General features: G+C 63.8%; 16 protein-coding genes. 11 read left to right on the top strand and 5 right to left on the bottom strand.

The window, feature by feature from the left end; all coding sequences use genetic code 11:
- The first annotated feature begins 168 nt into the window (after window positions 1-168).
- The 4 genes from DYST_RS13335 to DYST_RS13320 all read left to right on the top strand — a co-directional run bounded on the left by DYST_RS13335 (window position 169) and on the right by DYST_RS13320 (window position 4,487).
- On the top strand, window positions 169-1,344 hold the full coding sequence (locus DYST_RS13335; protein WP_239952117.1) for an MFS transporter: 1,176 nt from the start codon (window positions 169-171) through the stop codon (window positions 1,342-1,344).
- A gap of 274 nt (window positions 1,345-1,618) precedes the next feature.
- Window positions 1,619-2,866 (top strand): MFS transporter, encoded by a 1,248-nt coding sequence (locus DYST_RS13330; RefSeq protein ID WP_239946151.1) that lies wholly within the window; start codon window positions 1,619-1,621, stop codon window positions 2,864-2,866.
- Window positions 2,863-3,861: a helix-turn-helix domain-containing protein gene (locus tag DYST_RS13325; protein WP_239946150.1), complete on the top strand. Its 999-nt coding sequence runs from the start codon at window positions 2,863-2,865 to the stop codon at window positions 3,859-3,861. The genes DYST_RS13330 and DYST_RS13325 overlap by 4 nt, the downstream gene beginning before the upstream one ends.
- Window positions 3,862-4,010: 149 nt before the next feature.
- A complete protein-coding gene (locus tag DYST_RS13320; RefSeq protein ID WP_239946149.1) occupies window positions 4,011-4,487 on the top strand; it encodes a GNAT family N-acetyltransferase in 477 nt (158 codons plus the stop codon).
- Between the two features lies 1 nt (window position 4,488).
- On the opposite strand, the gene DYST_RS13315 is transcribed toward DYST_RS13320, so the two are convergent.
- Both DYST_RS13315 and DYST_RS13310 read right to left on the bottom strand, forming a co-directional pair.
- Window positions 4,489-5,454: an alpha/beta fold hydrolase gene (locus DYST_RS13315; RefSeq protein ID WP_239946148.1), complete on the bottom strand. Its 966-nt coding sequence runs from the start codon at window positions 5,452-5,454 to the stop codon at window positions 4,489-4,491.
- 104 nt (window positions 5,455-5,558) lie between these two features.
- Window positions 5,559-5,999, bottom strand: coding sequence for a hypothetical protein (locus tag DYST_RS13310; protein ID WP_239946146.1), 441 nt, complete (start codon window positions 5,997-5,999; stop codon window positions 5,559-5,561).
- 177 nt (window positions 6,000-6,176) lie between these two features.
- Between DYST_RS13310 and DYST_RS13305 the strand changes: the two genes are divergently transcribed.
- Window positions 6,177-7,019 carry a class I SAM-dependent methyltransferase gene (locus tag DYST_RS13305; RefSeq protein WP_239946145.1) on the top strand — a complete coding sequence of 281 codons (843 nt, stop codon included), beginning with the start codon at window positions 6,177-6,179 and terminating at the stop codon, window positions 7,017-7,019.
- 45 nt (window positions 7,020-7,064) lie between these two features.
- On the opposite strand, the gene DYST_RS13300 is transcribed toward DYST_RS13305, so the two are convergent.
- A complete protein-coding gene (locus DYST_RS13300) occupies window positions 7,065-7,952 on the bottom strand; it encodes an SDR family oxidoreductase (protein WP_239946144.1) in 888 nt (295 codons plus the stop codon).
- Window positions 7,953-8,033: 81 nt separating this feature from the next.
- Here DYST_RS13300 and DYST_RS13295 point away from each other — a divergent pair, with 81 nt between their 5' ends.
- From DYST_RS13295 to DYST_RS13285, 3 genes are all read left to right on the top strand, one after another.
- Entirely contained in the window at window positions 8,034-8,897 is an 864-nt protein-coding gene (locus DYST_RS13295) for a helix-turn-helix transcriptional regulator (RefSeq protein ID WP_239946142.1), read from the top strand.
- Between the two features lie 26 nt (window positions 8,898-8,923).
- The gene (locus DYST_RS13290) at window positions 8,924-9,328 is read left to right on the top strand and encodes a GFA family protein (RefSeq protein ID WP_239946140.1); all 405 of its coding nucleotides are present in this window, start codon (window positions 8,924-8,926) and stop codon (window positions 9,326-9,328) included.
- Window positions 9,329-9,569: 241 nt separating this feature from the next.
- Window positions 9,570-10,031 carry an Hsp20 family protein gene (locus DYST_RS13285; protein WP_239946139.1) on the top strand — a complete coding sequence of 154 codons (462 nt, stop codon included), beginning with the start codon at window positions 9,570-9,572 and terminating at the stop codon, window positions 10,029-10,031.
- Between the two features lie 81 nt (window positions 10,032-10,112).
- Here the strand turns inward: DYST_RS13285 and DYST_RS13280 are convergent, their stop codons facing one another.
- Complete coding sequence (locus DYST_RS13280; RefSeq protein ID WP_239946137.1) at window positions 10,113-10,550, bottom strand: MarR family winged helix-turn-helix transcriptional regulator; 438 nt, start codon at window positions 10,548-10,550, stop codon at window positions 10,113-10,115.
- Between the two features lie 77 nt (window positions 10,551-10,627).
- On the opposite strand from DYST_RS13280, the gene DYST_RS13275 reads away from it, so the two are divergent.
- Entirely contained in the window at window positions 10,628-11,428 is an 801-nt protein-coding gene (locus tag DYST_RS13275) for a siderophore-interacting protein (protein WP_239946136.1), read from the top strand.
- A gap of 132 nt (window positions 11,429-11,560) precedes the next feature.
- The gene (locus DYST_RS13270) at window positions 11,561-13,039 is read left to right on the top strand and encodes a DUF2252 domain-containing protein (protein ID WP_239946135.1); all 1,479 of its coding nucleotides are present in this window, start codon (window positions 11,561-11,563) and stop codon (window positions 13,037-13,039) included.
- Here the strand turns inward: DYST_RS13270 and DYST_RS13265 are convergent.
- Window positions 13,036-14,070 carry a PHB depolymerase family esterase gene (locus DYST_RS13265; protein ID WP_239946133.1) on the bottom strand — a complete coding sequence of 345 codons (1,035 nt, stop codon included), beginning with the start codon at window positions 14,068-14,070 and terminating at the stop codon, window positions 13,036-13,038. The two genes, DYST_RS13270 and DYST_RS13265, sit on opposite strands and share 4 nt — an antisense overlap.
- Window positions 14,071-14,173: 103 nt before the next feature.
- On the opposite strand from DYST_RS13265, the gene DYST_RS13260 reads away from it, so the two are divergent.
- Entirely contained in the window at window positions 14,174-15,919 is a 1,746-nt protein-coding gene (locus DYST_RS13260) for an alkaline phosphatase (protein WP_239946131.1), read from the top strand.
- Window positions 15,920-16,175 lie beyond the last annotated feature (256 nt).

Here is a 16,175-nt window from a genome sequence, read left to right as displayed (position 1 = left end):
ATCGAGAGCACTCGGTGCGATTCCCACGAGCGCCGCAGGGAACATGACGACGCTAGAGGGAGGACGCCAATGACGAGTACGGGGCAGGGCGGGTCACCCATCACGCGTGCCTCAATGGTTATCGCTGCGCTCTCCACCGTGGTGGAGTGGTACGACTTCACGCTCTAACTGTATTTCGCCACGGTGTTGTCGCGGGTGTTATTCGGTGGTGGCGATCATTCGCTACTCGCCACGCTGGCGGGTTTTGCCATTTCGTATGCGATGCGGCCGCTGGGCGCGCTGGTGTTTGGTGTGATTGGCGACCGCTTGGGCCGGCGGCATACGTTGTTGTTGTCGATGGCGTTGATGACGGTGGCGATGCTGATCACCGCACTTCTGCCCGACTATCGTCACATGGGCGTGGTCGCGGGTTATCTGTTGTTGCTGCTGCGCTGCCTGATGGCGTTCTCCGTCGGAGGCGAATACACCGGCGTGGTCGCTTATCTGCTCGAAGGCTCGGAGAAGCGGCATCGCGGACTGGTGACCTCGCTGGCCTCGGCGGCCAGCGAGATCGGTGCCTTGTTGGCGGTCGGCGTGTCGGCGGTGACGGTGGCTTTATCGAGCCGGGATGATCTCGACGCATGGGCGTGGCGCATACCGTTCTTCGTTGGTGCGGCTTTGGCCGGCAGTGTCTGGATCGCGCGCTCAGCCATGCAGGAGTCACCGGATTTCGAGCGCCAGCAGGCGCGCGGTAGTGTGCCCCGGACGCCGGTGCGCGACACGCTGGCCCATCACCGCATTGCTATCTGGCGCACCTTTGCGATCTCCGCACTGGGATCGATCACCTATTACGTGGGTATCACCTATGTGCCGGCGTTCCTGAGTTCCACCGGTACGCTGGGTGAAAGTGAGTCGCTCACCTTGTCGACGCTGGCGGCAGTGGCAGTGATCCTGATTACGCCGTGGGTCGGGTCGCTCTCTGATCGTGTGGGACGCAAACCGGTATTGGGTTGGCTGGCGGTGCTGAGCGCCGCGCTGCCGCTGGCGATGTTCAGCCTGATGGCGCACGGCTCGCGATGGCAGATCATCCTGGCGACAGTGGTACTGGCTTGCGTCGCCGGTGGCGTCAGCGCGGTGGGTGCGCCGGCGACGGCGGAACAATTCCCCGGCGAAGGGCGCCTCAGCGGCTTGGCCCTGGGGGCAACCGCGGCTACGGCGATTTTTGGCGGCGTTACGCCCTTCCTTGCCGAGTTGTTGATCCGGCTGACCGGTTGGTCGGCTGTGCCCGGGGCCATGATTGCGGTGATAGCCCTGGCCGTATTGCCGGTGCTGCTGACCATGCCGGAAACCCGGCCACAGCGCTGAGGCGGCGACCGAAGGAAGTTGCGGTGTCGCTGACGGTCGTCGCCTGCTGTCACAAAGTGACCCGGCGTGGCGGCTTCACGGCAACAGGTAAAGCGATCAAAGCGTCATCGTGACTGAGATAGTGGTCACGGCATGGTAATGCTGGCTGGCATGTCGCTTGCTTACTTTGCTTCATTCTTAAGCATTGGGCTGGGCGATTGTCGTCGGTGCACAGGGCGCAGGCGATAGCTCCGGGGGGGATCCGCTGTCCAACATTCATTCGAACTCAAGAGCGATGTCCCTCTCTCTGGTGGGCTTGCTTGCGCTCGGACACTGCGCGGCGTTCGCTGATCGCCATCTTCCAGCGGTGGCAGCGCCTCTGCTCAAGACCAGCCTGGGTCTGAGCGACACGCAGTTGGGCTTCCTCGACGGGCCAGCCTTTGTGCTCCTGTATGTCGCGGGCATGTTGGTGAGCTGGCCTTTGGCGAACTCTCCGCACCGACTGCGCTTGCTCGCCGGGTGCATCGGCGTGTGGGTGTTGGGCATGTTGATCTTTGCCCTCGCTCCCACATTCGACGTGCTGGTGCTGGGGCGTGCCTTGGTCGGCTTTGGGCAGGCGTTGTTCGTGCCGCTGGCGCTGGGTTTGATTGTGCAGTGTTCGGCGCCCGCACAGCGTGGGCGCTCAATGGCGGTGTTCACCGCGGCGGCGGTTGCGGGGCGCGGCCTTGCGCTGCTCGCGGGCGGCGCGGCGCTGATGCTGCTGGCGCATTGGATGCCTGCGTCTGCACATGCGCATTGGCGCGTGCTGTTTCTGGTGATGGCAGCACCCAACCTGCTGTTGATGGTTCTGCTGTGCTGTCGGCGGGAGCGCATACCGACGTTTCCGTCGTCATCGAAGGTCGCCGCCGAAATGCTGGCAGCATTCCGCGCGCGGCCGGGCACTTTCTGCGCGTATCTGGGCAGCGCGGGCGCGAGCGTGTTGGTGGTGCAGGGCATTGGTGCGTGGGCGCCATCGATACTGCATCGCGAGCAGGGGTTGTCTCCCGCCGTGGCGGCGCTGGTGTTTGGCCTGGCGCTGCTGGTGGCGGCGCCCCTGGGGCATCTTCTGGCCGGCCTGTTGGTCGATAAGCGCGCGCGGCACGTCACGCCCATGTCCATCGTGGCGGTGGCTTTGATGGCGGTGGTGCCGATGCTGTGGGCGATTCCATCTGCTACATCGGCGACGCAGGCATGCGTGCTGCTCGCGCTTGCTTCACTGGCTGGCGGCACGGCGGCGGTAGCCGCGCTGGCGGGGCTGCCGTTGATGCTGCACGTGCAGGTACGCGACATCGGGCTGCGGCTGTTTCTCACCTTTATTACCTTGGTCGGCGTTGCGCTCGGGCCGTATATGGCCGGGGTGGTCAGCGACAGCCTGGGTATGGGTGGCCATGGTTTGTCGCTGGCCTTATACAAGGTGTGTTCGGTGGCTGCCGCCGCTGGCGTGTCGGCAGCGCTGCTGGCGTCGCAAGGCTGGCGCCGCGTCGTGGCAGAGGTGGCCGAGTGAGCGAGATATTCTCGTTTGACAGCGCCGGCATCGATCCGGACGAAGCCTTTGCCCAGTACCGGGACCTTTACGCATCGGGGGCGGATGTGGAGCGCCTGCCCACACCTTTCTTCGCTCGGGTGCGTAGTTGGCGACTGGACCGCACGTTGTTGTTCTCGCGCGAGTACGGCGGCATTCGCCATCAGCGGCGTGACCGAGTGGTGCGCGATGGCTTCGATCATTTCGTACTGCATCATGTTCTGGATGGCGAGCTGCTTGGCGGCCCGGCAGGACGTTCGATACCGGTGCGGCCTGGCGAGACGCTGGTGCTCGATACCCGCGAGCCGATGGAAAGCGGCGCTGCATCGGTGCGACTGGTGACGGTCAGTCTGGCGCGGGAAACCATGTTGGCGGCGATCGGCACGACGGACGATCTACATGGTCACCACATCGGCCGCCGCGAGGGCGCGTTGCTCGCGTCGCTGCTGCGCGAACTGGTGGAGCAGGCTGCTCACTTGTCGCCTGGCTCGCATGCGGTGGTGACGCGCACGCTGGTGGATCTGCTTTCGCTGGCCATCCATCCTGCCGGGGTCCCAGGACGTTCGGACTTCTATCGACAGGAGCGCGTGCGCCGTGAGGCAGTGCGTTGTGTGATCGAAGCGAACATTGCTGACGCAGATCTTTCCGTACAGCACATCGTCGACCTCACTGGCATCTCGCGCGCCCGCCTGTACCGGCTGTTTGAGCCGCAGGGTGGCGTGGCCCGCTTCATCCACTTATGCCGCCTGCAGCATTTGCGAGGCCACCTGGACGATCGTGCCTGCGACAGCCGCTCGCTCGCCGAACTGGCGCCTTTGTCTGGTTTTTCCGGAGAAAGCCACGCAGGCCGGCTGTTCAAGCAATTCTTCAGTGTGTCGCCGGGTGCTTATCGGGCCGCCAGCATCCGCGGCTCCCATCTGCCATCGGTCGATACCATGTCGCGCCGCTGGGACAGCTCCCTATACGAGTTGCGCTGAGTCTTGGCCGCTGCGCCCAGATGATCATCTCAGCGACACTTAGCGGCTAGCGGCTAAGTGACATCGGTGGATGCATGGCCGACCCTCGTGAACGGACGGGCTTGCTATACGCTTGGCATGGCTGTTCAGTTCCGATGGGAGATGGGTTCGTGCATATCAGGAAGGCGACGCTTGATGATGCGTTGGCATGCTTCGCGATTCGTCGTGACGCGATCCTCGCGCAGTGCGGTGGACACTATCCTGAGGCGGACCTGGATATCTGGACATCCGGCATCATGTCGCCAACCTTCGCGCAACGGGTGGCCGATCATTTCTACGTCGCCGTAGCGGATGGGCACTTAGTCGGCACGGCGATGATTGATCTGGTGACGGGAAAGATCGACGCCGTGTTCGTCCTGTCGGGCTATATGGGGCGCGGGATAGGTCGTGCCTTGATGGCCCAGATGGAGAGCCTGGCGCTAGATGTCGGCCTCGACAGCATTCAATTGGAGTCCACCTTGAATGCGGCGCCCTTCTATCGGGCGCTGGGATTTCAGGGCGACACTCAAAGCACGTACCAGTCGTCTCTTGGAGTGAGCCTCACTTGCGTGCCGATGGTGAAGCATATGGCCGAGCGCACGGGCTGATCTACTCAAACCGCCATAGCGCCAGCGCTTCCCCGGCCATGAGTTCCGGCTGTTCTTCGGGAAAGAACAGCTGCGCATCGTCAACAAAGCGGATGCCGCGCGAATGCGGGAACGTCTGGTCGAGCCAGTGTGCCCAGCGATCCGGGAACAGTTCGTTGTCGCGCGCCCACACCATGCGCACGGGGCGCTGGAACTGACGCAGCGCGGGCGCTATCGCGGGCAGCGGGTTGGGGAACATCGCCAGGCCGTACTGCTGGCCCTGCTGCCGTCGTTTGGGAGAACTGACCAAGGGGCGGAAGTACGTTTCGATGACGTCGTGTGTGAGGACGCGGTCAGGGTCGTGATAGGCATTGCCAATGCCGTCATGCGAGCGCGCGAAATGGTTGTCGGTGAGATGGTGCTCAAACCAGGCGGGCACTTCATTGCGTCGCGCTTTCTCCAGGAATGGCAGTAGCGCTGCGGGCGGGCTGTTGGTTTGCACGTCGCCATTGGTGGCCAGCCAGCTGCGCACACGTTGGGGATGTGAGGCGATGATCAACTGCGCGATGCCGGTGGCGCTGTCGTTGGATATAAGGTCCACATCGCGCACGCCAAGCTTGTCCAGTAACGCGATGATCATCGCTGCTTGCGCGTGCGGCGACAGGTCGGCATCGGCGGGTGCGTCGGTGTAGCCCAGGCCACGCAGGTCGGGCGCGATGCAGCGACGTATCGACGCTAGTCGGGCCATGGATCCACGCCACTGGAAGCCGTTCAGCGGGTAACCGTGTAGGAAGAGTGCAACGTCGCCAGCGCCTTGCTCGACGAAGGCTACTTTATCGGGGCCTATCTGCACGAATTGCCGTGCAGCGTGGAATTGGCTGGTAGTGAATGCCTGGAAGCGCGAGGTGTCGTCCTGCGCATACAAGGGTTGCAGTGCGGCGGCGGCTGCCAGCAGTCCAGAGTGGATCAGGAAATCTCGCCTCAGCATGTGTGTTCTCCACGGCAAAGGGTGCCGTGAAAGAAGCTAAGGCGCGTGCCGTCTACTTCTCAATGACGTGCGAGGTCATGAAAACGCCTCGGCACCGTCGCCTATCAGGCCGCGCGGGCCGCCACTGCCACCGTGCCCAGTTGCCGAAGGGCGATGCCCAAGCCGATCCGGTAGCTGCTGCCGAGGTCGCCGTTGATGATGACGGTGGCGACCGGTGCGTTGTGCAAGCCGGGCGGCAGGCCCAGTTCGGTGCTGGCGTCTTCGTGGACCTCGACATAGGGCGTGCCGGCTTCGTCCAGTGCATCGCTCAGGCCGGCTTCCGGATGTGCCGTCGCTTGTGGCCCGAGGTCACCTGGGTCCAGCAGCATGAATTCCGAGGCGCGGCGCTTCATGGAACGCACACAACTGACAAAGTCGTTGAGTCCTTTGCAGCACACCAGCTCCAGCGAGCGGCCGGCCGTGGCCGCGAGTTGCTGGAGCTTGTCGGGAAGTACGCCGCTGGCAGGACAGTCAGCGTGGGGACCCTGGATGATGACAATGCTCACGGTAGTGCCTGTCGTCGCCGCGGAGGGCGGATGGGCTCATGATCCGGTCGGGTCGAGTAAAGGCGCTACGCAGAAAAAGGCAGGTTTGCGTAAATTTTCTGCAATGAATCGGCGCTTCGGGCCATACGGGCGACATCCCGATAAACTGCCGGTGATGATCCCGATGGAAGCAAAGACGTGACGCATTACTCCGGCCCCCTGCTTACGCGCCCCAACGGCGAGGCGCTGATCGCCGCGCGCGATGCCGGCAAGGTCGAATGGACGGGTTCGATGGACCTTGGGCGTTCGAGCGGCGTCGCGACGTTGCAGGTGGATCGCTGGACGTGGAACGGAGAGCACTATCCGTATCCCGGCAAGCTGAAAGACCGCACGATCTTTTACTGGGATGGCGAGGACTTTTCGTCGGTGTCGTGCTTCTCGGGCTCGCTGATCAAGCTGGTGCCGACCGAGTGGGGCGCGCCCACGTTCGAGATCGACGGCATCAAGATGCTGCCCACCTCGAAGGAGTCGCCGGTCGATGATGCTCGCCGCAAGGTGGCCTTGGTCGAGCCGCGCGGCAAGGTGGTGCTCGATACGTGCGGTGGGCTCGGTTATTTCGCGGCGTGCTGCCTGGAGGCAGGCGTGGCGCGCATTCAATCGTTCGAGAAGAACCCGGATGTGCTGTGGTTGCGCACGCTCAATCCGTGGTCGCCCGATCCGGATGCACCATCAAGCGGAGGGCGTTTGCAGCTCACCCATGCGGACGTGTCGCAGGCGATCATGCAGATCGCGGACGCGTCAGTCGATGCGCTGCTGCACGACCCGCCGCGCTTCGGCATTGCGGGCGAGCTCTATGCTCAGGCCTTTTACGATCAGCTGGCCCGCGTGCTCCGGCGCGGTGGCCGGATGTTTCATTACACGGGCAGCCCGAACAAGCTCACCAGTGACCGCGATGTACCGCGCGAAGTTGAGAAGCGGCTGGAGAAGGCTGGCTTCAAGGCGCAGTTGGCACTGGATGGCGTACTGGCGGTTAGGCGCTGAGGTTTTCGCGCCATCCGATCATTCGGAACGGATGGCGCGAACGGTTCACTGGTTGAAGTAGTGACCCTGGCCGAGGTCGTCGATCAGCTCCACCTGTTGCGGCTTCCAACCTAGTTGCGCGCGAGTCCTCGCGCTCGACACGTGATTGTCGATCTGCGTGAAGTGCGCGAACCAACCGAAATGCGCCGAGGCTTCTTCCGGTGTCTTGCTGACCACGGGAAGGTCGAGGTGGCGGCCGATGAGGGTGGCGATGTCACGGAATGGCACGCCTTCCTCAGCCACGGCGTGATAACGCACTCCGCCCGTGCTCTTCTCCAGCGCAAGGCGATACAGGCGTGCCGCATCCAGCCGATGCACGGCAGGCCAGCGGTTGTCACCGTTGCCCACATAGGCCGATTCGCCCTTCTCCCGGGCGAGGTTGATCAGGATAGGCACGAAGCCGTGATCACCGTTGCCGTGCACCGTAGGTGGCAAGCGCAGCACGGACGCGTTGATGCCGCGCGCGGCCAGCGCTTCGGTGGTCTTTTCCGAGACAACGCGCGGGAAGATGGAGGTGTTGGCGTCCTCCTCCGTCGCGAGGCGTCCCGACGCGAGCAGACCCGTGCCGGATGTGACCACCAATGGACGGTTCGAGCCGGCCAAGGCGTCGCCGATGGCGCCAAGCGCCACGCGTTCGATCTCACAGCTTTTCTCGAACTGGGTGAAATCGTGAATGAAGGCGGTGTGGATTACGCCATCCGCCATGGCGACGCCACGGTGCAGGCTTTCCAGGTCTTCCAATGATCCGCGGTGCACCTCGGCACCGGTGGCGGCAAGCGCGCTGGCGGAGGCATCAGAACGGACCAGCCCCACCACCTGGTGCCCGGCATCCAGCAGTTCACGAACGACGGCGGAACCCACAAAGCCCGTGGCGCCAGTAACGAATACACGCATGATAAAGTCCCTGAGTGAATCAACCGACTTGGATGATCGGCGCAGGGCGCATCGGCGATGAAGCCGTGACGTTATACCGGTATGGCGACTGACAGGCTGAGCATGGCAGGCACCGACGAGAATCCGCTGGGGATCTTCCTCAGGGATCGTCGCGCGCGGCTTGATCCGGTGACCTACGGGTTTTCCTCGTCGCGCCGGCGCACGCCGGGATTGCGGCGCGAGGAAGTGGCGCAACGCGCCAACGTCAGCGCGACCTGGTACACGTGGCTTGAACAAGGGCGTGGCGGTTCGCCGTCCGCCGACGTGCTTGATCGTCTGGCGCGCGCACTGGCGTTGAATCCGGTCGAACGCGAGCACCTCTTCCTGCTGGCCCAACATCGCCCGCCACAGGTGCGGTACGAGGCTCCCCAAGGCGTGACGCCGCGCCTGCAACGCGTGCTCGATGCCATGACGTACAGCCCGGCGTTCGTGCGCACGGTGCGTTGGGACATCGTGGCGTGGAACCATGCCGCCACCAAGGTGCTTGGCGATTACGCCGCATTTCCGCCGGAGCAGCGTAATTCGCTGCGGCTGATCTTTGGCAACGCCCAGGTGCGCGAGCGCATGACAGAGTGGGAGAGTGATGCACGCGCCATCGTCGCGGCCTTTCGCGCCGAGATCGCTCGCATCGGCGCATCGAGAGACGTGGAAGCCTTCGTCGCGGAGATGTGCGAACAAAGCCACGAGTTTGCGGACATGTGGGGCGACCACGACGTGCGCGCTTACGGCGAAGGCACCAAGCACATGCGCCACCCGGTGGTAGGCCCTGTTGCATTGGACTACTCGGTGTTCGCAGTGAGCGACCAACCGGGGCTCAGCATGGTGGTCTACAGTCCGGCGACGCCGGAGGATGCTGTACGCGTCCGTCGCTTGGTGGATGGGCCCGCGGGGTCCGGCGTGTCCTGACGATCAGCATCTCCACGGAGGTTGGCATGTCCAGCAGAACAGCATCCTGTTATTGCGGTCAGTTGCGGATCGAAGTGCAAGGTGAACTCCTTGGCGTTGGCGTTTGCCATTGCCTCGCATGCCAACAACGCACGGGCAGCGTGTTCGCCGCGCTGGCCGGTTATGCCGCGCCGTACACGGTCACCGGCAAGGCGACGGAGTTCGTGCGCACGGGCGATCATGGATCGCAGTTCCGTTTCCGCTTCTGTCCTGTCTGTGGCAGCACCGTTTTTCACACGGAAGAAGGCGTGGAAGGACGCGTGTCCGTCGCGGTGGGCGCATTTGCCGATCCCACCTTTCCGCCGCCGGAAGACTCGGTCTATGAACATCGCCGGCACGCCTGGGTGAAGTTGCCCGTGGGCATCACGCGTTACGACACCGATCCGTCGTAGCGGATAGGTTGCGAGAAGGGAGGTCAGCCTGCCCTTGATCTCGCACGAGTGGCCACCATGAGGACCGGCCAGAGTATTTCAAGGGTTGGTTGTCTTTTACTTGGATGGCTAAACGACGGCTGAAACAGGCCGCTTGAATCGAAGTGTCGCAGCCACATCTCCCTGTCACCGGTCGCTTCGGGGCCGGTGCGCCGCTGCATGTTGCGCGGCGTCTACCTGTTGCTCATTGGAGAATATGGTTATGCGTACTGTTCTGGATTTCTCGCCGCTGCACCGTTCCAGCATCGGCTATGACCGCGTGTTTGATCTGCTTGAGGCGGCTACCCGCACGCAGACGAACGACAACTGGCCCCCGTTTGATTCTGTGAAGCTGAGCGAGGACAAGTACCGGATCACCATGGCGGTGGCTGGCTTTAGCCGCGAAGACATCAACATCACCGTGCAGGGCAACATGCTCACCGTTACCGGCGAGCGCAAGGGTGAGCAGGAAGGCGAAGTGCTGCATCGTGGCATTGCCAACCGCCCGTTCAATCGCCGTTTCGAGCTGGCTGACCATATGCTGGTGACGGGCGCGCGCATGGAGAACGGCTTGCTGGTGGTCGACCTCAAGCGCGAGATCCCCGAGGCATACAAGCTGCGTCGCGTCGAGATCGGTGAATCCGTCGCGGCGAATGCGGCGCCGGTCCAAAGTCAGGCGGCGTAATCACCTTTTCCACGATTCATCGCGTGTTTTACCCGAGAGGGCGGCGACTCGCCGCCCTCTTTTCTTTGTGGGCAGCGGAGCTCAGTCGTCGGCGCGCTCGCGCACGCGATCCATGAGTTCGCGCAGTTGTTTCTGTTCGTCAGCACTCAGCACGCCGAACAGTTGCTCCACCGCCTGACGCTTGGGGCCTTGCACTTCGTCCAGCTTGGCCTGGCCGGCGTCGGTGATGACGACCAACTGCGCGCGGCGGTCGGTAGGGTGCGGCGCGCGCTCGATCCAGCCGTTTTCTTCCAGCGCATCCAGCGCCGTGGTTACCGTGCGTGGGGCGTAACCCATCTGAGTGGCGATATCGCTGGGGCGGCAGGGCGCCAGCCGCGCGACCAGCGCCAGCAGTTTCGATTGTGAAAGCGACAGCCCGGCCGCCGTCATGGCGGCGTCGACGCGCTTACGCACCAAGTGATGCAGGGCCAGGAAGGCGTCGGCCAGTTCGACGGTGGTTGACTTGCGGGTGGTGGTCATGGAAAAGTATTGAGCAAGCTCACTATGAGTTCGATCCATTATATCGGTGCGGCCATGCCGTGACCAGCGAGGTTCCCATGTCCCCTGTTTCCCCTGAAATCCGGCGCGTCCGGCACCCCCTGAAGATGCGCGAGCTGATCGTGAAGCGGCTGGCGCACGTCTCGCCCCGCCTGCTGTGCGTCACGCTCACGGGTGATCTGGCCGATTTCGTCTCCGCCTCGTTCGACGATCACGTGAAGCTGTTCCTGCCTGCCGAAGGTGAGTCGCGGCCATCGCTGCCCACGGTGACCGAACAAGGCATCGAGTTCGATCCGTCCCGCCCGCGCCCGGCCAGCCGCGACTACACCCCGCGACGGTACGATCGCGCTGCCAACGAGCTGGACATCGAATTTGTGCTGCACGGCGAAGGCCCGGCCGCCTCGTGGGCGCGTAACGCGCGGGTCGGCGATTTGTTGGGCGTCGGCGGCCCGCGTGGCTCCTCCATCCTTCCCGACGGGCTGGACTGGAACCTGCTGTTGGGCGACGAAACCGCGCTGCCGGCCATCGCCCGTCGCCTGGAAGAGGCCACGCCCGGTGAGTGCATCATCGCCATCATCGAGGTCGAAGACGGCGAAGCAGTGCTGGATATCCCCACCGCGGCACAAGCCAGCGTGACCTGGCTGCGTCGCGACGCCGACAAGGGTGGTCTGCCCGGCGCCGTGAGCGATCTCATCCTGCCCGAAGGCCACGGCTTCGCCTGGGCTGCCGGCGAGTACGCCAGCATTCGCCAGGTGCGGCAGCGGCTGATTGAGGTTCATGGGTTGGACCGGCAGCGCATCAAGGCATCCAGCTACTGGAAACAGGGCGAAGTGGCGTCGCACGAGACGCTCTCGGATTAACCGTTTCCGGGGCGGACGCCGCTTGACGGCGTACGTAGTTTTGCTATTCCACTTTGCGAGCCGGCGGCGTCAAATGAGCCGCTGATGCGACTCTCCTGGGCATCCCGGTGCCCTTTTCGCGAGGTGGAAACGATGTCGAGGACGACGGACGAACGCGCCCCCAAGCTGACCCGCAAATCGGTCAAGGCAACCGCGGAGGAGAAGATCTCCGCTGCCCGACGCGCTCATCGAGAGACCGTACCGCTCTCGCAGGCCACCCTGCTCGAGAGGGCGGCAGAGCGGCAGGCCATGGCGCGGGCCATTCGCGAGAAGGTGCCGCGCAAGGCGCTAGGCGGCTGGAAGGCACCCAAGAACCGGTTTGATCCGGTGGACCTGCTGATCGAAACGTCGAAGGGTCGCGTGCCGTCGCTGGTGCCGATCCGCTATGGGCGCATGATGGCCTCACCGTTCGCTTTCTATCGCGGCGCAGCGGCCATCATGGCGGGCGACCTCGCCACCACCGAGCGTACTGGCGTCAACCTGCAGATCTGCGGTGACTGCCATCTGGTCAACTTTGGTGGCTTCGCCACGCCCGAGCGCAAGCTGGTATTCGACATCAACGATTTCGACGAGACCGCCATTGGTCCGTGGGAGTGGGACGTCAAGCGTCTATGCGCGAGCCTGTTCGTAGCATCGCGCGCCAACGGCTTCAGTGAAAGCGACGCGAAGGATATCGCCTGGGAAGCCGCCGCGGCCTACAAGGTGCATCTGGCCGAGTACGCCGAGATGCCGTTGCTCGAAGCGTGGTACGACCACATCGACCTGCAGGACGTGATCGACCGCATGCAAGATGCGGAGATGAAGAAGCTCGCCATCAAGAGTGTGAGCAAGGCCGTAGAGTTCACTGCGCATACCAAGGAGTTCATCAAGCTCACGGTGGCCGGCGGTTCGCCGCCGCGCATCCAGGACGAGCCACCGCTGATCTATCACGACGACGAACTGGCCAACCACATCACGCTTGAAGAGCGCCAACTGGCCTATGACGACTACCGCAACTCGTTGTCGCCCGAACGGCGCGTACTGCTCGATCGCTTCGAGGCCGTGGATTCCGCGGTGAAGGTGGTGGGCGTGGGCAGCGTGGGCACTTATTGCGGGATCATGCTGCTGGTGTCTGGCAGCGGCGACCCGCTTTTTCTGCAGTTCAAGGAGGCGCGACAGTCGGTCGTCGAGCCCTTCGTCGGCATCGTGCCGTACAAGCATCACGGACAGCGCGTGGTCGCCGGCCAGCGCCTGATGCAGGCGGCCAGCGACATGTTCCTCGGCTGGACACAGGGGCCGACGCGCCAGTTCTACGTGCGCCAGCTGCGTGATGCCAAGATCTCGCCACAGATAGAAGTGATGCGCGTGCCCAACCTGCGCCGCTACGGCCGTCTGTGCGCGCATACGCTGGCGCGTGCCCATGCGCGTTCGGGCGACGCGGTGCTGCTGTCTGCTTACCTGGGCAAGAGCGATGCGTTCGCCGATGCCATCGCCTCGTTCTCGGTGGCCTATGCTGAGCAGAACGAGCGTGACCACGCAGCCCTGGTGAAAGCGGTGCGGGCGGGGAAGGTGGAAGCGGTATCGCTCAGCTAGTGCGCTGCTAGCTGGAGCCGCGCCGCCAGTTCCACGCTGCGCGGTGCGGCCAGCCCGCCGTAGCGGTGGTCCACCACGTCGAGCTGCTTCTTTGCGTCGTCGATGCGGCCTGCTTCGAGTGTCGCGTGCACCTTGTCTATATCGGCGTTCAGTTCGCTCGTTATGCGCGCGCGACAGGCGTCGAGTTTGGCTGCATCCGGCGCATGCAGCGTTTCCAGTGAGGTCAGCGCGCGATCCAGAGCGGCGGGCTCGGCAAGGTCGTGGCCAACGCCCGCCATCGACAGCGTGTCGATGTTGGTGATGCACCAGTCGTGTAATGACTGGCGGCTTTGCCGTTCCATATCCTGGCGAGTTGCGTCCTGCTGTCCGGTGAGGTAGACGATGCGCGAGCCCGTCTGGAACTTCTCCAGCAGTGATGAGGGAGGCAGCGGAACGGTCTGCCCGATGGCATCGCTACCCGCATCGAGCAGTACGCCACGGAAAAGATCGGGATAGCCGAGTGCCAGCCGCAGAGCGACGCGGGAGCCGCCGGAAAATCCGCCGACGTAGACGCGTTGCGGATTGACCCGATAACGCGACATGGCATTGGTGGTGGCGAGCAGTGCCACCGGATCACGCCGGTCCAGCACGTTGGCGTCGTTGCCGATGCCAGCGGCGGTGACAAGGATCATGCCGTGACGGTCGAGCACGGACGTCCACGAAGGGGGAATCTTCGCCTCGTTCCACGGTGGTACGAACACCAGCAGTGCGTAGCCTTCGGGCGGCGCTTGCGCAGGTACGTAGAGCGCGAAGCGCTCATGCGCGAGATCTACCGGCTGCTCGGCGATGGCTATTCCGCTGGCGGCGGCGCGTTGCTGCAAGCGCTGCGCATTCAGTGGCGACACCAGCCGCCGCGCGAGTTCCGTACTGTTGGCGTACTCGGCGTACTGCGAGAACACGACATCGTTGATGACGCCTGTGGGCGCATCGCCGGCCCAGGCGGCAGCGGCCAGCCACGCGAGGCATGCCAACCAGCAGGCGCGACGGTTCATGGCGGCAGGCTAGCACCAGCCCTCGGGTGAACTGTCACAGCAAGTTCTTGCGGCGCACCTATCATGGCTGGCTCATTGCGCGAAATCATTGAAGGGGTTCCCGATGTTCCATCCGTCGCCGCTGGCACGCCGTGCCGCGTTGCTTGTTTCGTTCTCCGTGCTGACCGCCTGTTCGAGCCAGGCGGTGGCGCCACCTGCTGCCACGGCATCCATCGACGTGCCGGCCATCCAGCGACCGGACGGCGAGACGGCGCAGTGGTGGTTCCGTCAGGGTGCGGCGTCGGCAGCGCAGCTCTCGGCGCAATCGAACAGCGGCGGCCAGCGCGCGAAGAACGTCATCGTGTTTCTCGGCGACGGCATGAGCCTGCCGACCATCGCCGCAGCGCACGTGCGCGCCGGGCAGCTCAAGGGCGTGGATGGCGAAAGCTATCGCCTGAGCTTCGAGCGCTTTCCGTTTAGTGCGTTGAGCCGTACCTACGAGACCGACCAACAGACACCCGACTCCGCCGGCACCATGACCGCCATCATGAGCGGCGTGAAAACGCGCGGTGGCTTTATCGGCGTGTCGCAGGTGCCGCGCCGGCAGGATTGCGCCGCGTCGCGCGGACAGGAACTGGTGAGTACGCTGGAACTGGCCTCGGTGGCTGGCATGAGTACGGGCGCCATCACGACCACACGCATCACCCACGCCACACCGGCAGCGACGTATGGCCATCTGCCGGAGCGCAACTGGGAAGTCGATGCCGACCTCACCGCTGATGCCAAGGCGCAGGGTTGCAAGGATTTCGCCGCGCAACTGATCGACTTTCCGGGCAATGGCCTCACCGTGGCGATGGGCGGCGGGCGAACCGAGTTCATGATCGCCGGCGAGGACGATCCGGTGGAGCAGGGCAAGGTGGGTCAGCGTCTGGATGGACGCGACCTGATTGCGGAATGGAAGCGCAAGCACCCGGATGGTGCCTACGTATGGAACGGGCAGCAGCTGAAATCGCTGGACTTGACGCATACGAAGCAGATGCTCGGCTTGTTCAACAGCTCGCACCTCAACTTTGAGCACGAGCGTGTGAACGACAAACTCGACGAACCCAGCCTCGCCGAGATGACCACCAGTGCCATCGATGTGCTCAAGCAGAACCCGAACGGTTTCTTCCTGATGGTGGAAGGCGGCCGCATCGATCACGCGCTGCACGCGGGTAATGCCTACCGCGCGCTGGACGAAACCATCGCCATGGCCGACGCCGTGGAAGCCGCCCTGCAGCACACCGACCCGCGCGACACGCTGATCGTGGTGACGGCTGACCACAGCCACACCATGACCTTCGCGGGTTATCCGAAGCGCGGCAACGACATCCTCGGCCTTGTGCAGGGCCACAACGACAGCTACGACGAAGAAGGCGGTGCAGGTCTTGCGCGCGATGCCGCGGGCAAGCCGTATACCACGCTAGGCTTTGCCAATGGCCCCGGCTACATCGGCGCCAGCGATACGCAGCCGGAAGGCAGCAAAACCTTTCCGCACAGCGCGCATGACTACTCGTATGCCACCAAGGGGCGTCCGGACCTGACCAAGGCGAGGACCAACGAGCCCGACTACATGCAGGAATCCATCCTGCCCATGAAGGCGGAAACGCACGGCGGCGAAGACGTGGCGATCTTCGCCAGCGGACCGGGCGCGGCGGCGTTTCACGGCGAGCTGGAACAGAACGCCATCTTCCATGTGATCGTGCAGCACACGCCGCGCATCCGCGAGGAACTCTGCAAACTGGGCAGCTGCAACAGCGACGGCGTGCCGGTGGATCGTCCGACGTATCAGGCGTGGTTGCGGCAGGCGGGTGGGCCGGCGGTGCGCTGATGCGGCAAGAGGGCTCGACGTTAGGCAAATTCTTGTAGAGCACTCGCATTTACCCTCAACGCTCACTTGCCCTCACCGTCATCCCCGCGAAGGCGGGGATCCAGCGTCTTTCGTTCTAGCCACAGGCGCTAAAAGGCACTGGATCCCCGCCTTCGCGGGGATGACGGTGAGGGGTGATGTACGCGGAGGAGGATGTCGCAAGTGCGTAAGTCTTCACGAAACTGACGTGTGAAATTTCTGTGTAAACGTAACTTCA

It is taken from the genome of Dyella terrae, from assembly GCF_022394535.1.
GTDB lineage: Bacteria > Pseudomonadota > Gammaproteobacteria > Xanthomonadales > Rhodanobacteraceae > Dyella.
The sequence above is the reverse complement of the archived record's forward strand: the minus strand, read 5'-3'. Positions and strand labels throughout refer to the sequence as shown.

Coding starts and splice junctions, on each gene's coding strand:
- DYST_RS13330 (WP_239946151.1), top strand. CDS start 1,619: ATGTCCCTCTCTCTGGTGGGCTTGCTTGCGCTCGGACACTGCGCGGCG.
- DYST_RS13315 (WP_239946148.1), bottom strand. CDS start 5,454: ATGCTGAGGCGAGATTTCCTGATCCACTCTGGACTGCTGGCAGCCGCC.
- DYST_RS13300 (WP_239946144.1), bottom strand. CDS start 7,952: ATGCGTGTATTCGTTACTGGCGCCACGGGCTTTGTGGGTTCCGCCGTC.
- DYST_RS13295 (WP_239946142.1), top strand. CDS start 8,034: ATGGCGACTGACAGGCTGAGCATGGCAGGCACCGACGAGAATCCGCTG.
- DYST_RS13290 (WP_239946140.1), top strand. CDS start 8,924: ATGTCCAGCAGAACAGCATCCTGTTATTGCGGTCAGTTGCGGATCGAA.
- DYST_RS13285 (WP_239946139.1), top strand. CDS start 9,570: ATGCGTACTGTTCTGGATTTCTCGCCGCTGCACCGTTCCAGCATCGGC.
- DYST_RS13280 (WP_239946137.1), bottom strand. CDS start 10,550: ATGACCACCACCCGCAAGTCAACCACCGTCGAACTGGCCGACGCCTTC.
- DYST_RS13275 (WP_239946136.1), top strand. CDS start 10,628: ATGTCCCCTGTTTCCCCTGAAATCCGGCGCGTCCGGCACCCCCTGAAG.
- DYST_RS13270 (WP_239946135.1), top strand. CDS start 11,561: ATGTCGAGGACGACGGACGAACGCGCCCCCAAGCTGACCCGCAAATCG.
- DYST_RS13265 (WP_239946133.1), bottom strand. CDS start 14,070: ATGAACCGTCGCGCCTGCTGGTTGGCATGCCTCGCGTGGCTGGCCGCT.
- DYST_RS13260 (WP_239946131.1), top strand. CDS start 14,174: ATGTTCCATCCGTCGCCGCTGGCACGCCGTGCCGCGTTGCTTGTTTCG.